At 34.5% G+C, this 15,649-nt stretch carries 14 protein-coding genes; 4 read left to right on the top strand and 10 right to left on the bottom strand.

Annotated features, from left to right (window positions below):
• The first annotated feature begins 9 nt into the window (after positions 1-9).
• The 3 genes from DTUR_RS01570 to DTUR_RS01560 all read left to right on the top strand — a co-directional run bounded on the left by DTUR_RS01570 (position 10) and on the right by DTUR_RS01560 (position 4,227).
• Positions 10-900, top strand: coding sequence for a carbohydrate ABC transporter permease (locus DTUR_RS01570; RefSeq protein ID WP_012582718.1), 891 nt, complete (start codon positions 10-12; stop codon positions 898-900).
• Between the two features lie 78 nt (positions 901-978).
• On the top strand, positions 979-2,679 hold the full coding sequence (locus DTUR_RS01565) for an ABC transporter substrate-binding protein (protein WP_012582717.1): 1,701 nt from the start codon (positions 979-981) through the stop codon (positions 2,677-2,679).
• 105 nt (positions 2,680-2,784) lie between these two features.
• The gene (locus tag DTUR_RS01560; RefSeq protein ID WP_012582716.1) at positions 2,785-4,227 is read left to right on the top strand and encodes a DUF4388 domain-containing protein; all 1,443 of its coding nucleotides are present in this window, start codon (positions 2,785-2,787) and stop codon (positions 4,225-4,227) included.
• Between the two features lie 72 nt (positions 4,228-4,299).
• On the opposite strand, the gene DTUR_RS01555 is transcribed toward DTUR_RS01560, so the two are convergent.
• Together DTUR_RS01555 and DTUR_RS01550 are read right to left on the bottom strand one after the other, a co-directional pair.
• Positions 4,300-4,914, bottom strand: a complete 615-nt coding sequence (locus tag DTUR_RS01555; protein ID WP_012582715.1) for a sodium:calcium antiporter — start codon at positions 4,912-4,914, stop codon at positions 4,300-4,302.
• Between the two features lie 11 nt (positions 4,915-4,925).
• Positions 4,926-6,116 carry a glucuronate isomerase gene (locus tag DTUR_RS01550; protein ID WP_242603723.1) on the bottom strand — a complete coding sequence of 397 codons (1,191 nt, stop codon included), beginning with the start codon at positions 6,114-6,116 and terminating at the stop codon, positions 4,926-4,928.
• A gap of 159 nt (positions 6,117-6,275) precedes the next feature.
• Here DTUR_RS01550 and DTUR_RS01545 point away from each other — a divergent pair, with 159 nt between their 5' ends.
• Positions 6,276-7,097 carry a hypothetical protein gene (locus DTUR_RS01545; protein WP_012582713.1) on the top strand — a complete coding sequence of 274 codons (822 nt, stop codon included), beginning with the start codon at positions 6,276-6,278 and terminating at the stop codon, positions 7,095-7,097.
• A gap of 47 nt (positions 7,098-7,144) precedes the next feature.
• On the opposite strand, the gene DTUR_RS01540 is transcribed toward DTUR_RS01545, so the two are convergent.
• The 8 genes from DTUR_RS01540 to DTUR_RS01510 all read right to left on the bottom strand — a co-directional run bounded on the left by DTUR_RS01540 (position 7,145) and on the right by DTUR_RS01510 (position 15,604).
• Positions 7,145-8,713, bottom strand: a complete 1,569-nt coding sequence (locus DTUR_RS01540; RefSeq protein WP_012582712.1) for an FMN-binding glutamate synthase family protein — start codon at positions 8,711-8,713, stop codon at positions 7,145-7,147.
• Between the two features lie 209 nt (positions 8,714-8,922).
• Positions 8,923-9,075 (bottom strand): hypothetical protein, encoded by a 153-nt coding sequence (locus DTUR_RS09370; protein ID WP_012582711.1) that lies wholly within the window; start codon positions 9,073-9,075, stop codon positions 8,923-8,925.
• Positions 9,076-9,234: 159 nt separating this feature from the next.
• Complete coding sequence (locus DTUR_RS01535) at positions 9,235-10,212, bottom strand: TRAP transporter substrate-binding protein (RefSeq protein ID WP_012582710.1); 978 nt, start codon at positions 10,210-10,212, stop codon at positions 9,235-9,237.
• A 54-nt stretch (positions 10,213-10,266) separates the two neighbouring features.
• The gene (locus DTUR_RS01530) at positions 10,267-11,448 is read right to left on the bottom strand and encodes a Gfo/Idh/MocA family protein (RefSeq protein ID WP_012582709.1); all 1,182 of its coding nucleotides are present in this window, start codon (positions 11,446-11,448) and stop codon (positions 10,267-10,269) included.
• Between the two features lie 12 nt (positions 11,449-11,460).
• Positions 11,461-12,564: a M24 family metallopeptidase gene (locus tag DTUR_RS01525; protein ID WP_012582708.1), complete on the bottom strand. Its 1,104-nt coding sequence runs from the start codon at positions 12,562-12,564 to the stop codon at positions 11,461-11,463.
• An 18-nt stretch (positions 12,565-12,582) separates the two neighbouring features.
• Positions 12,583-14,058 (bottom strand): tripartite tricarboxylate transporter permease, encoded by a 1,476-nt coding sequence (locus tag DTUR_RS01520; RefSeq protein WP_012582707.1) that lies wholly within the window; start codon positions 14,056-14,058, stop codon positions 12,583-12,585.
• A 19-nt stretch (positions 14,059-14,077) separates the two neighbouring features.
• On the bottom strand, positions 14,078-14,530 hold the full coding sequence (locus DTUR_RS01515; protein ID WP_012582706.1) for a tripartite tricarboxylate transporter TctB family protein: 453 nt from the start codon (positions 14,528-14,530) through the stop codon (positions 14,078-14,080).
• A 63-nt stretch (positions 14,531-14,593) separates the two neighbouring features.
• Positions 14,594-15,604 carry a tripartite tricarboxylate transporter substrate binding protein gene (locus DTUR_RS01510; RefSeq protein ID WP_242603721.1) on the bottom strand — a complete coding sequence of 337 codons (1,011 nt, stop codon included), beginning with the start codon at positions 15,602-15,604 and terminating at the stop codon, positions 14,594-14,596.
• Positions 15,605-15,649 lie beyond the last annotated feature (45 nt).

The following is a 15,649-nucleotide window of genomic DNA, read 5'->3' as shown; positions in this document are numbered from 1 at the left end:
AGGATTATCATGAAAAGAAGTCTTGGGGAGAAGACCTTTGATATTGTAAATTATGGATTAATGATCCTATTAGTAATAATTACCCTGTATCCTTTTCTATATGTGTTGGCAGTATCTTTAAATGATCCTTTTGATACTATAAAAGGTGGAATTACCATTTTCCCAAGAATTTTTACCTTAGACAACTACAAGGAAATTTTTAATTATCCGAGTATAGGAAGAGCTGCATTAATATCTACTTTGAGAACCATAATAGGGACTATAATAGGAGTTTTCTCTACAGCCATTGTAGCTTATGTTTTAAGCAGAAGAGATTTTTTTGCAAGAAAATTAATCACAACTCTTTTTGTCATAACTATGTATGTAGGTGGAGGTTTAGTCCCTGAATACCTCTTAATAAGAGGTCTTGGACTCATGAATAATTTTCTTGTTTATATTCTTCCGGGACTTATAAATCCATTCAATTTAATTTTAATTAGAGCCTATATTGATACTCTTCCTTCGGAATTACAAGAATCAGCGATGATTGATGGTGCCAATGACTTTATAATTTTCCTTAAAATAATATTACCCCTCTCCTTACCCGTTTTAGCCACAGTAGCATTATTTGTAGCAGTGGGACATTGGAACTCTTGGTTTGATACTTACCTCTACTGTGGAGGTAATAAAAATCTAACCACCCTCCAATATGAACTTCAGAAAATCTTAGCCAACGCTGCAGCAAGCTCTACTACTATAGACTACTATAGTAATTTAGATCCTACAAGAACTATGAGGGTAACTCCCCAGTCTTTAAGAATGGCAATGACCATAATAACCACACTTCCCATAGTGTTAGTTTATCCCTTCTTGCAGAAATACTTTATAAAAGGAATGACCCTTGGTGCCATAAAGAATTAAAAAAGAAAGGGGGTGCTTAAAACATTCTTTTCAAAATTTTTAGAAACAACAAAAAATACCTTAAAGGGGGGATTCAATTTGAGAAAAGCTGAAAAATTCTTAAGTTGGTTTTTAGCATCTATATTGGTAATTAGCCTTATATTTAGTGTAAGCATAAGAGAAGTAAATGCTCAAGCCAAATTATACAAACCAATGAATCCTACGCCTGAAGCTAATAAGCCTATAACTTTTAAAGTATATATTGGAGAAGTAAACCCTAATGATGATCAATTTAAGAGTCCTGTGGCCCAAAAAATCAAAGAACTTACGGGAGTAACCTTAGATATAGAATATGCTCCTAACCAAGCAGCGGTAAGAGAAAAAATACAAATCATGGCTGCAAGCGGAGACTATCCTGATTTGATCTACGCAAAAGGAGATTTATCCTTGCTAAAAGATGCGGGAGCCTTAATACCCCTTGATGATTTAATAGAAAAATACGCACCAAATATTAAAAAGGCCTATGGTGAGAACCTAAAGAGACTAAAATGGAGCAAAGAAGACCCTCATATTTACTGCCTCGGTTTAACCACTGATAATGATAGAACTCTTGATGTAAACGGTGGATTCATGCTCCAGCACAGAGTAGTAATGGAACTTGGATATCCCAGAATAAGAACTTTAAGAGATTTTGAAAATGCTATAAAAGCCTACTACAAGAAACATCCTTTAACCGATGGTCTTCCCACTATACCCCTTACCCTCTGTGCCGATGACTGGAGAACAGTTATAAGCGTTACAAATCCTGCCTTTCAAGCCACAGGAGCCCCTGATGATGGAGAACTATATGTGGATCCAAAAACTTTAAAATGCACTTTCCACTACAAGAGACCCATAGAGAAAGAATATTTCCGATGGCTCAATCACATGTGGAACGAAGGACTCTTAGATAGAGAAACCTTCATACAAAAAGAAGACACTTACAAAGCTAAAATTGCCAGTGGTAGAGTACTTGCTTTAATTGATGCTGGATGGGCTGTAGGAGAGCCAATAACAGCACTAAGAAAGGCAGGAAAATATGAATACATGTATGGATATTATCCTGTAACAGTAAGCGAGAGGATTAAGCAAGCTCCACCTGACGTAAGAGTAGGATATACAGGAGGATGGGGGATAGCTATAACTAAGAGTTGTAAAGATCCCGTAAGGGCAATAAAGTTCTTGGATTGGCTCTGCACTGAGGATGCAAATATACTAAGGCAATGGGGAATAGAAGGTGTACATCACATATATATTAATGGAAAAAGACAATTCCTACCTGACGTAGACCAAGCCAGAAGAACAGATCCATACTTTGGTAGAAAAACAGGAATAGGTGTGTACGTATATCCATGGCCTCGACTTCCTAATTATTACATAGACTCTACTGGAAATCCCATTGTACCAGATACCACTAAAGAAGATATCAGAAAGAACTACACAGAAGTTGAGAAGAAGGTTCTTGCAGCATATAAAGCAGAGATTTGGAAAGATTTATTCCCCAAAGCAGAAGAATATCCAGTAAAAACCTGGGGATATTTATGGATGTATCCAACACCTGACGAGGATATGCGTGCCATAGGAAATAAGCTCTTTGATTATGTTATAAAAAATATTCCAAAAGTAATAATGGCACCTACAAAAGATTTTGATAAGATATGGAATGAATTTTTGAAAGGCTTAGATGAACTTGGAGCTAAAAAATATGAAGAATATAAAACAAAACAGATTAGAGAAATGGTAGAGTTCTGGAAGAAGTAAAAGAGAAAAGCAAAAGGGGGGAAGCTTAAATTGGATTCGCTTCCCCCTTTACTTTTTTGTTATAATTAATTAGTAAAGTATATTATTTCAAAAAGGGGAATTAAAATGAGTCTTAAAGGAGATTTAGAAAGCATTCCATTATGGGAAGTCTTCCAATTGATATCCTCAGGAAAGAAAAATGGAAAGTTCCAAATAGACTATAAAGACAATTATGGAGAAATTTATTTCAAAGATGGCAGAATAGTATACGCCAAAACCAATACTTTAGAACACATAGATGCTATCGTTGACATTCTCTTATGGTCAAAGGGAACTTTTACATTCATACCCGACACTAACCCACCTAAGCTCTCCATCAATTTAGATCCATTAGAAATTTTACTCACAACTGACAAAAATTTAGATGAATACCATTATTTTGCAAATCTCATCCTTATACCTATAAATCCCCAAAATTTATCTAAAGAGGAAGAAACTTTGATAAATCTTTTTGATGGAAAAAAATATGTCAAGGATGTTATAGACGAAACAAATCTTTCTAAAATTAAAGCCCTAAACATTATAAAAGACCTTTTAAAAAACAAAAAGCTAATAAAAATAAATAATGACCCTAACATTTTCTGGTTCTATATTTTTTGGAGGACATGGAATTATCTATTAGAAGAGTACTCTAAATTAGGTATAAGTGAGAGACAATTTAAGACTCATTTTAGAAAAATTTTAGACAACCATAAATCAAAACTAAAAAACATTTTTGAGGATTTAGTATTTCCTCCCACATTATCTCCTCTCTATTTCTATCAATACCTTAAAGAAGAAAATGGACCAACCCAAGAGGATGTGCAAAAAATCTATGAAGATATAACCACCTCAGAAAAAATTAACTGGAATGATATTTTTAATAATTTAAACGAGTTTTCTCCTTCTGCTGTAAAACAATTTGTCAGTGAGTGTATAGATCATTTATATTCCTTAGGAAAAACATCTATAGACAAATACTTAAATAATGCCAATGTTGAAAGATACAAATTATTAATAGAAGAAAAACAAAAAGACCCATTTATTTATATAGGGGAGAAAAAATTCTTTGAAGAAGAAATACTCTCATGGTACTTAGATGGAACTGCTAATATATCAGAAATACTTGAATATCCTATTTGGGGAAAAGAAAGAACTATTCTACTGTTAGGTACTCTTTTAGAAAATGGCAAAATAATATCTCTAATTGAAGACAAAAAGTTAAAAATAATATATAATTTTGGGAAATTGTGGGACAAAATTAAGAAGGAATATAAAAGCAAAAAATTTTATCAGGAGATATATGAAAAAATATCTGAACTTTTAGAGGAAAGTGCTCAAGATACAAAATATGTGTTAGAAAAGATTGTTAATGATTATTCAGAAAATTGGATCTACGTTTACCAAAAATTAAAACTAACGGAAGAAAGTGAAGTTAGAGTTTTCGTAGATAGTGTTTTAAATATAATTAGTGAGACAGAAGATGAAAAAATTAAAGAAATAATAAAAAACTTTAAGCTAAATTCTTAACCCTTCAAGCTAAGCATAAAAAACATCAAGTATAAAATTAAAAAGACTAATCCTGTCTTCCTTCCAATAATATTATCCCTTTTTAGGGAGACCGTTAAAGAAAAAAACACCAATAGAACTATAGGTAGTACTAAGTATAAAAACTCCTTTTCCATTAAGATAGGATTTATTAGAGCAGAAAGCTTTATGGAGGTAAGAGTATTGGCAAATTCTGGTAAGGAGGTTCCAAAAGCCACAATTGTAAGTCCAATAATCATCACTATCTACCAAAAATTTAGATCCTAAAACTACCACTCCACCCATGATAAATACATAGGCAATATCCATTAAAACAATTTTTCTTTCTTTCCCTTGGTGATAAATTTCTTCCTTTTCTATGCTCCGTTTTAAGAAAATTCCATATAAGATTATTAGTACTAAGCCTTCCCACCTTGATAAATACTTATTCAAAGCCATTAAACCTAAAATCCCAGAGAGAATGAGAAGGAATAAAGCATTTCTCCAACCCTTATCATCTACCTTTATGGGTCTAAATACGGAGGAAATTCCAAGAATAACTGCAATATTAAACAAAACACTCCCAAGGGCGTTGCCTAAAGCTAAAGATCCTTTCCCCTGAAAAGAGGATATTATAGAGACACTTATCTCTGGAAGAGTAGTTGCTATACTTGCAAGAATAGCTCCCACAATAAAATCACTTATATTTTTTTAAGAACAAATTCCTCAAAATTTCTTCTAAAAAGTTGAGAGAGATCCCTCTCTATATCTTCTTCTTTTAAAATCCAACCTGATTTTATCAAATCAAGATATTTCTCATAAACCACTTTCTTAATAATTTCTTTACTATTCTTCCACTTGTAAATAAGCTGTTCTAATACCCTGGCATCAGAATGCTGAGGAATAAAAGAAAAACCAAGAAGCTCAATTCTCATCTTAGTTATTTCCTCAATAAGACTGGGAGTGTTTAAAAACCACCAACATCCAAAGATCATTAAATTCTTAAATTTTCTTGCAGTTACACATAGTTCATATTGATTCTCTCGAGAAAGCATAGTAACCATGAACTTATTATTAGGAAAACTCCTACAAAGGTTTTCAATACTCTCAATATTACTTCTTCCTACGCTATCTCCTGCCAATTTTAATGCTGGATTTACAGCACGTTTTGCTCCCATCATAAAAGCTATAGGAATTTTTCTTTCTTCAGCATAACTAATAATCTCTTCTAATATTGTACTTCTAAAAGAATGATCAGGATATTTGAATTTAGGTGGAAAGGAAAAGGCAATATACAAAGGATTCATAATAGCAAACCACTCGTCAAGATGTTTTCTAATTTCGGTATAATCTTTGATTTTCAAATGTTTCTTTAACTTTTCCCAGTCAGTTATTAATCTATCAAGCCTAAGAGATGCTCGGAATCTTTTATCTTTAACCATATTCTTTCTCCAATAATCCATCTCTCTTTCATCAAAAGGATCGTTAGTCATCACCACATAATCAATATTTGCCTTTTCAAAAATTAAATCCACATATTCCCCATTGTCAATTTTTTCAAAATAAATCCTTATTTTAGAAAGATCCCTTTCTCCTAAATCTATTCCAAGCTCCTTAAATATAGTAACTATACCTCTTGCAGATTCACTTATAGGAGATCTTTCTAGAAAAAGAGTTTTCCATACTAAGTTTGCCTGTGTTTTTAAAGATAAGGCATAAAAATCCTCAGGAGAAATAGATAAATATCTAATTGTCTCTGCAATAAGATAATGATATGTGAGAAGACTATCTATACCATACAAGAACAAATCTTTAAAGGATGGAGGAAAAAGATGGGTATGAATGTCTATAATTTTTATTTTATTTAGAGCATTCTCAATTTTAATTTCCAAATCTCTCTCACTCAGCATAACAGAAAATATAATACATTATAAACCCAAGTTTTACAACTTCTAAAAACATCTTCTCTTAAAAAAATAAGAGGACTTATTTTGACCTTCTCCATTAATAATATAAATTCCAAAAAATATTTCATTAAGGGGTGAAATCTCATGAGGAATATTCTTAAACTCAAAAAAACAACTATTGTGATTATCGCTGTTTTTCTACTTTTTTCCTTATATTCTTCAAAAAGTTTTGGATTTGATTGGGACAGTTTTTTAGAAGGGCTCTATCGTTGTAATATAACTTTTCAAAGACCTATATACGGAGATACTTATCTTTATAATGATCCTTTAAGTACATCTTTTACAGTAATTGATGTCTTTGGAGATGACTATACCTTCTATATTAACCAAAATGCTAATTCTTCTAAAATCTCTTACTTATCGTTGAATATAAGGATACCCTTCTTTTATACTGACAGTCTTAGTATAGGCTTCAGTAATTCTCAACGGTATTTTTATACCAATATTTTTAATGAAACAGGATTTAGCACTGATAGTATCTTAATGGCAAACGGAGGAGGGTTATACTTAAATTTAAAAGCTACAAACCAATTATGTATTTTTACAGTTTTAGGAGCTGTTTATTATGAGATTGATTCAGTAGCAGACACCTTAAAACCATCCTGGTATGGAGATCCAGGACTATATTGGAATGGGTATTTTTACGAACCTGGAACCCCACTAAAGGTTAAAGGACAAACAGATTACATGTTTTTCTTTTCTGTAGGTATTAAATACTATCTATTGTCAGGTCTTTATTTAGAGCTCTGTTATTCTAATTTTCCTGGAGCCACCATTAAGAACATGAGTTATATATTGGAAGGTCCTACGGATTTAAAGATTAATGTGTCTTCCGATAAAATGCCAAAACCAATTACTATAAAAGAATCATCAATAATTACCTTTGGAATAGGCTTAGGTTTATAAAAAAGAGGGGAGAGAAAAATCTCTCCCCTTTAAATAGAACTTAATAATTAATCAAACAAAATCTTCATGCTCTCTTCGTGGTCTAAATCCATCACATAAGGTATACCTGTTACTTCTGCTGCTTCTTTAGTTAAAGCTACAATATCATTCCTTGAAATATATTCAAGTTTGAACTTTCTTGCACCAGCCATAAATTGCTTCAAGCCTACTGCAAGCCTGTCAAAATAGCCATATACTGCAAGAGCAGAAGGAGGAACTTTCTTCCAGTCATCTCCAAGCATCTTCTTCATCTCAGCCACTGCTACAAATATCTCTTCCACATCATTACCGTACTCGGCATATTCTTTAGGTATAGTACCCTTCTTAATCCATTCACCAAGATTCTTTCCAACCATTGCTGCGGTCAAAGTTGATCTACCCATAGCCACAAGCTTCACATATGGAGCTCCTAATGCAAGCCCTTTGAAGATATGATCCTCAAGAGTAAAGCCACCAGCAATAGCTATTGCTGGTACATGCTTACCCTTTTCGGCAAGCATCTTAGCATATTTATATGTTAAGGCTTCTAAGTAAACTGTTGGAACTCCCCATTCATTCATCATTCTCCATGGACTCATTCCTGTTCCGCCACCTGCACCATCCACGATTAGAAGATCAGCTTTTCCTTCAGAAGCAGCCCTTAGAGCAAGAGCAAGATCCTTTGGTCTATATGCTCCTGTTTTTAGAGAAATATATCTTGCTCCTCTTTTTCTTAACTCCTCTGCTCTTTTAACAAATCCTTCTACTGATGCCATTCCAAGTCTGGAATGCCTTTCAAATTCTTTAATTCCGCCTTTTTCATATAACTCCTGAATTACGGGATCGTCTGGATCAGGAAATACAATATAGCCTCTATCCTTTAATTGTTTTGCCCTCTTTATATCGGAAAGTTTTATCTCTCCTCCTATATCCTTTGCACCTTGTCCCCACTTTATTTCTACAAACTCAATTCCAAGTTTTTCAATTACATATTCCAGGGTACCAAGTCTTGAGTCCTCAACATTTTCCTGAACTATTACCCCACCATAATTATCCCTTTGCCATTCCTTAAACAGTTTAATTCTTCTCTCCATTTCAGGAGATCTTATTACTTTTCCATTCTTAATCTCTGCATCAGGATCTACACCACATACATTTTCTCCTACTCCAACCATGGTTCCAAATAAAGCAGAACCAATAGCTACTCCTTCCCAGTTATCCCTTGCAATAAAGGTAGACCCAAGACCTGTGGTAAACCAAGGTCCCCTTAACTTAATATCTCCAATTCTCGTCTCAATATCAACAGCTGGAAAAGTAGCCTTATCAGGATCCGGCTCCACGCCCAAAGCTCCTACACAGGTACCATTGATGTTAAAATGGGAAAAATCAATAGGATAATCCTTTTCGGAAGCTGAAGTTACTTTCCCATAGGGTTTAGGATAAATATACTCTCTACCACGAACACCAGATTTTGCTATTTCACAATAACCGGGACATCCGTCAAGACAAGTGACACACATTCCACTAAAAGGAGAATAATCTTTTAAACGCAGACGGGTAAGAGTAGCTTCTGAAAAATTAGGTTTTGAGAAAGACATTAAACACACCTCCTAGTAATTAATATAAATCTTAACTTAAGTACTTAACTAAAAATAACATCAAAAATTTTTGCTGTCAACATACATTTTATGTGGGTTTTTTGAAGTACAAAGGAAGGATATTTCCTTTAGATGTTTAAAAAATTAAAGAGGAGACTTATAAGTCTCCTCTTTACGAAATTTTTACTATTTAGAAAATTTACTTCAGTTTAGAAAGTTTTAGTTCTCAAATACTCTATTATAGGAGAATCTTTTACTACCGACTCTGCCTTAAGATTAATCTCCTCAACCCTATTAGTATTTACTCTAATCTGCTTAATTTTTGACTGATCTATTTTAACTCTCTCAAGTCTTATCTTCATTCTGCATCCCTCCTTTTTCACTTATTTCAATACAAATTATAACTAACCTGTGTTAATAAAGATTTAAGAATCAGTTAAATTTATATTAAAAAGGTGTGAATTTTAATTTTAAAAAAGAGGGAAAGGGGATTAACCCCTTTCCCTCCTATGATGTTTGGTTTATTGCTTAAGAACCTCTTCCCATGTAGTAACAGGCCATGTAGTTCTGAAAAGCTCTTCTACAGCTGGTTTTGCTTTATCTCTTATCTGGGCCATGGTTTTAGCATCTAAATATATAACAGTCATACCATTTTCCATAAGTAGTCTTAAAATATCATTTTCACTTGCAAGAAGCCTCATTGTTGCTGTATTACACACTTTTTCAGCAGTCTTCATAAACAATTCTTGATCTGCCTTAGAGAGTTTATCAAAGGTTGGTTTATACATGTGCACCCAACCAAAGGAAACAAGGTGATTTGTGATGATTAAATACTTTTGCACCTCATAAAGTTTATATCCCGAAATCTGAGTTAAATCTCCCTCTGATGCTTCAGCAGTGCCATCTTTTAGAGCCTGATATAATCCAGTTAAAGGAACAGGAACCGCCTTTACCCCAAGAGTTTCCCAAACCTTAATCCAAGTAGGGACTACCGGAAGTCTAAGTTTCAGCCCTTCAAGATCTTTTAATCCAAGTATTGGTTTATTAGAAGTCATCTGCCTATATCCTCTATAAAGATAACCAAGAGTGTACATGTTACCATTTTTAAGAATCTCACTTTTTGCCTTTTCCCCAATTGGTCCTTTCATTATTCTAAAGAAATGTTCGTAATCCTTTAAGACAAAGGGTGCATTAATAAAGAAATATTGAGGTGCAAATACCTCTATAGCTCTCCCTCCTGTAAATTGCATATCTACCTCTCCCTTAGAACATCTTTCGTTGGCCTGCTCCTCTGTGTCCTTTGCAATAGAAAGTTCAAATTTGATCCTTCCTTGCGTCTCCTTTTCAATTATATTTTTGAACTCCACCATGGTCTGAGTTATTATATGCCCTTCTGGGAATGGCGATGTGGCTTTTATAAGTATAGTGCTCTGAGCAGAGAGGGAAGAGATAAAAAGAACTACCAAAAGAAGACTTAATAAGGTAAAATATTTTTTCATACAGAACCCCCCTATCTATTTTTTTCGGGGAAGGGAGTTACCCTTCCCCATTTTTTACTCTATTTCAATTTTTCTCCCTTCTTCACTGGAATAATACCCAGCATACAATACTTTTGCTGTTTCCTTTGCCAAATCGAAAGAAGATATAGGTTCTCTATCTTCTATCACTGCAAGGATAAAATCCTTAAGTTCTTGAGGAAATCCTCTAGTCCAAAAATCGTCAGGAGATGGAAAATTCCATCCTGCCTTTGTCTCAATTTTTTCAGCTATATACTCCTCTTTCCAAATAGATTCTTCAGGAGTATAAGCCACCATCATATTATTTGGATTTATATTGGCATAAATCATGCCTGAAGAAAGACTTACTTGCACCCAATTTTTTAATCCCCCAAGGCTAATATCATTGGAAAAAATTATGCCCTTTGTTCCATCTTCAAAATCAATAACAATAACGGACCAATCTTCCACATCCTCCCAAGAGGTTGCCACATAATGCTTCTCTTCCTTCAAAAATTTATCTATCTTTGTTAAATTTCCAACCTCGCCCCACACTGCTTTTGCTCTTATGGGTTTTCCATCTTTAATCAATCCCTCATAGTGCTTTAAGTGAAGTACCACAGCCACAGGATGAGAGCCAAGCCTCATCAAGCTCCCCCCACCAGAAGTCCTCCATTTTTTAGCATAACTGGCATGAGATCCAGAATGGCTACACTCCGCTCTGATCTCCAGAATAGGAGAAGAAGATGCTAAAATCATTCTCTTCATTTTTTCAATCGAAGGAGCGTACACCAAATTCTCTCCGTACATAAACTTAACCCTATTTTCTTTTATTACTTTTTCAATCTTTTCTATCTTCTCCAAAACCTTTTTATACATAAAACTTTTAGGCACTTCTATTCCTACAAGTTCCTTGTCGGTATCCTCTCCAAAATAGCCTGTAAGAGGCTTCTCACACATTACATGCTTTTTATTTTTAGCAGCACAAATAATAACTTCGTCATGAAGATTAGTAGGAGTACATACATCCACCACATCAACATCAAAAGATGCACAAAGTTCTTCATAGTTATCAAAAACCTTTGGAATTCCATACTCTTTTGCAAATCTCTCTGCATTCTCTCTTCTCCCAGAACAAACCCCCACTATATCTACATATGGAGAAATCTCTTTGTATGCTGACATATGAATCCTTGCTATGAAACCTGCCCCTACAAGTCCAACCCTTACTTTGTCCATAAAAATCCCTCCCTATAGCACCTCTAACATATCAGGCTTTATAAAAGTAATCCCTTCTACCTCTATCTTCAAGGTTGGAAAAATCACAGGTTTTGTAATCATAATTGGACCCTTTTCTGTTGTAATAAATCCATCTTCCGATTTCGTGCCAGTTATTGACGGATTCCAGCAAAAAGCCTGATTCCTATAAATCTTTTCCGTAGTTGTGGGAGTTACCCTTATATCCCTGGGATAATACCCCATAGATCCCCCTTGGTGATGCAACTTCCACTCATCCTTATATCCCCTCTTCTCGTACTCCTCTATAGCAGAAAGCACTGGAACCCTCATCTCTTCACCAATTTTCGTCTTTGCTATCATAATGCACTCAATCTCCACATTGTCTTTGTATTGCTTTTTTAAGGTTTCGGGAATCTTTCCAAAATGAGCCATCCTGGTCATAGTAGCTATTAACCCTTTATATCTTGCATTCACCGAAGCCATTACTACTTTCTCAATTTTTTTATTCTTAGATATGGGATGCCTATAATTTCTTATCCTATCATCAGAAGCAATCATAAATGCTGTTGGCTCAATCCCCTCTTTCCAAAGTTTTGCTGAAATCTTACCTGCTACTTCAATTTCTGTCTCTCCTGGTTTTGTTTCATACATAAGCACTTCTTCTACGATTCTTGAAAGTTTCTCTCCAAGATATAAATACCTTTCAATCTCACCTTCTGTTAGCTCATATCTCAGTTTTTTAAAGGTATCATCCACAAACTGGATGTCAGGAAGTAACACATCACACCCAACTTTACCATTTCCAACAATTGTCCTAACTATTTCCATTTCTTTGTCTTCATACCATTCATATTCCAACACCTCAAACATGTCTTCTACCTCTTCATCTTTCATCCTTCTCGCTTCAATCTTATTAGCAATGACAAATTGATCTTTTTCTGTGATCAAAACCGACGTTACTCCCATCTCCGTTGCCATACCAACAAAATTTACTCCGCCTGCGGTAATCCATGAAAAATTTGGTTGTTTTTTTATGAGCACTGCATAAAGATCATTTTCCCTTAGAAAATTTCTTACTTTCTCTAATTTAATTTTTACCTCCTCTTTCCTTTCCATTTCTCCATACTCCTCCCATTATTTACTTTCTCTTCTTCCAGAGATAACTCCCAAAACAATTGATAAAATTGCAAGAACTAACAAGGTCAAAGATATAGGACTTTTGAACATAACGGTATAGTCATTTCCTGAAAGGATTAATGCCCTATTCAAATTTTGCTCTGCCATAGGTCCAAGAATAACTCCAAGGATAAGAGGAGTTGCAGGGAAATTATGTTTTCTCATAAAATAACCAATCAAGCCAAAAATTAAAGCAATTGCCACATCATATAAACTATTTCTTATGGCAAAAGAACCAATTATTGCAAAAACAAGAATAATAGGCATTAATATTTTCTTAGGTATCTCTAAAATGTAGGGAGCAGTTAAAGTGGATACAAAACCTGTTATAAGCATCATAAATTGAATAATAAACCATCCCGCAAAGAAAGAATAAACAAGATCAGGTGTTGCCTGAAATAAAAGAGGTCCAGGTCGTACCCCAATAAGTATCATAGCACCAAGCATTACCGCTGTAACCACATCTCCAGGAACTCCTAAGGCTAAAGTTGGTACTAGGGCACCTCCTGTAACTGCGTTATTTGCACATTCTACTACAGCAACACCTTCTATTGCTCCTTTACCAAATTTTTCTTTATTTTTTGATATATTTCTTAGGACGTTATAGGCTAAAAAAGTAGCAATTGTTCCCCCTGTCCCAGGAATTACTCCTATGATTATCCCAATAACTGCTCCTACCAATATAGGGATAACTAAGGACTTGAATTCTTCTCTTGTTAAAAAGACCTCTGATATTTTGTGTTGAATTTTTGTCTCTCTTTCCTTTTGCTCTAATTCCATTAAAATTTCTGTTATAGCAAAGACACCAATAAGAACAGGTAAAAGTTCAAATCCAGCAGAAAGAGACGATATTCCAAAAGTAAATCTTGTAGATCCCCTTATATTCTCTACTCCAACCATTGAAATAAATAGACCCAAAAGTCCTGAAATTATACCTTTTAACAAATATTTTCCTGATACACTTGCAATTATTGAAAGACCAAAAATAGCAAGAGCAAAATAATCAATTGGAGAAAATTTCAATGCAAAAGAGGCAAGAAGTGGAGCTAAAAATACTAAAACAATACCGCTTAGGATACCCCCTAAGAAAGAAGCTATTAATGCAGTAAATATAGCTTTACCTGCTTTTCCTTGCCTTCCCAAGGGATAGCCATCAATTACAGTTGCAGCAGCAGAGGGTGTTCCAGGAACTCCTAAAAGTACAGCTGAGATAGATCCTCCAAACATAGATCCAGAGTACATTCCTGCAAGCATTAAAAGGGCAGATTTAGGATCTAAATAATAAGTGAAAGGAAGAAGAAGAATTATTCCCATAGAGGAAGTAACACCAGGAAGCGCACCTACAATAATTCCACCAATGGTACCTATTAACATTAAAAGTAAGTTATTAAATTGAAGAGCTATTTTTAAACCTTCTATCCAATAATTTATCATCTTTCTCTCTCCTCTACCCTTAGAATAAAGAAAATTGAGGAAGAGGAACCTTAAATATTCCGTAGAAAACGTAATAAACCAAAAGGGTAAAAATGATGCTTATGACAATTGCATAAGGTATTTTTCTATACCCAAAAAGATACATGGTAGCAAACATGAGAAAAGGAGTGAGATATAAAAAACCAAGATAGCTTACAAGATACACATACAAAAGAGAGAGAAATATGAGGATTAAAATATCCCTTAAAGAATTCGCAGAATACATCTTTTTAGTTTTTTCCATCTTCCTTATGCTTTGTATAGCTAAAATAATCCCACAAATAATAAGCCCAATACTCACAATCTCAGGAAAATCTCCAGGCCCAAGTCCCAAAGGCATATTAGGCATATTTAAGGCATTAATCAATATAAAGAAACCAAAAAGTACTATACCTATCCCTATACCAGTATCCCAACTAAATCTTAATCTCATCAACCCTTCCCTCCCACGCTAAAAATAAAATCTCCCCCCACTTTAAAGTAGGGGGAGAATACTCTAATACTTATATTTATTTCCTAACTTATTACTCTTTATAAGATTTTCATAGTATTTGTCATAATCCTTAATAAATTTAGCAAAGGAAGCTGGACCTTTATAATCTAATGTTAAAGATAGTTCTCTTGCCTTCTTTTGAAATTCGGGATCTCTCATAGCCCTATAGAATATGGTATGTAGCCTATCCACAATCTCCTTCGGTGTACCTCTTTGTACTGCAACTCCTCTCCACATACCAAATTGGAAATTAAATCCTTGCTCTTTTGCTGTAGGAACGTCGGGATATTTATCAAGACGTTTAGAACCAAAAACTCCCAAAATCCTAAGTTGTCCAGAATCCACATTAGCAAGACCTTCAGGTGCAGCACCCATGTAGGAATTAATATGCCCACCTACAAGAGCAGTAACTGCAGGTCCTCCTCCTTCAAAGGGCACATGAGTAAGCTTTATCTTTGCAAAACTCTCAAAGGCAAGAGCAGCAAGATGGGTTCCTCCTCCAGCACCACCATTACCAATAGTGATCTTTCCAGGATTCTGTTTAGCATATTCCACATACTCTCTTAAATCCTTCCAAGGAGCATCTTTTCTAACAAGAATATAACAAGGATCGTTTACAATAAGGATTACAGGTTCAAAAGAATCAGCACTAAATTCTACAGGATCCATATGGGACTTAATTAAAATAGGAGCTGCAAAGGAAAGAAGAGTATAGCCATCGGGCTTTGCCCTTAGGAACTCCATAGTACCAGGAACAGCACCACCACCAGGAATGTTATTCACTACTAAAGGTTGTCCATTGGCATATTTAGGAAATACGGAGGCAATAGATCTAAAAAGAACATCTGTTGCACCACCAGCTGACCAAGGAACAATTATCTGTACCGGCCTTGTAGGAAAATCCACTCCACTTCCAATGGTAATTAATAGAATTAATAACAAAGCTAAAACGATAAATAGTCTTTTAGAAAACATCATTCTTCCCCCTTTCACAAAGAAATTTTTAAAAGTCATAATTTTTTTCTCACCCCCATTTAATAATTTAATTTTTTAATTTTT

The sequence above is a fragment of the Dictyoglomus turgidum DSM 6724 genome (genome assembly GCF_000021645.1).
Lineage (GTDB): Bacteria > Dictyoglomota > Dictyoglomia > Dictyoglomales > Dictyoglomaceae > Dictyoglomus > Dictyoglomus turgidum.
The sequence above is the reverse complement of the archived record's forward strand: the minus strand, read 5'-3'. Positions and strand labels throughout refer to the sequence as shown.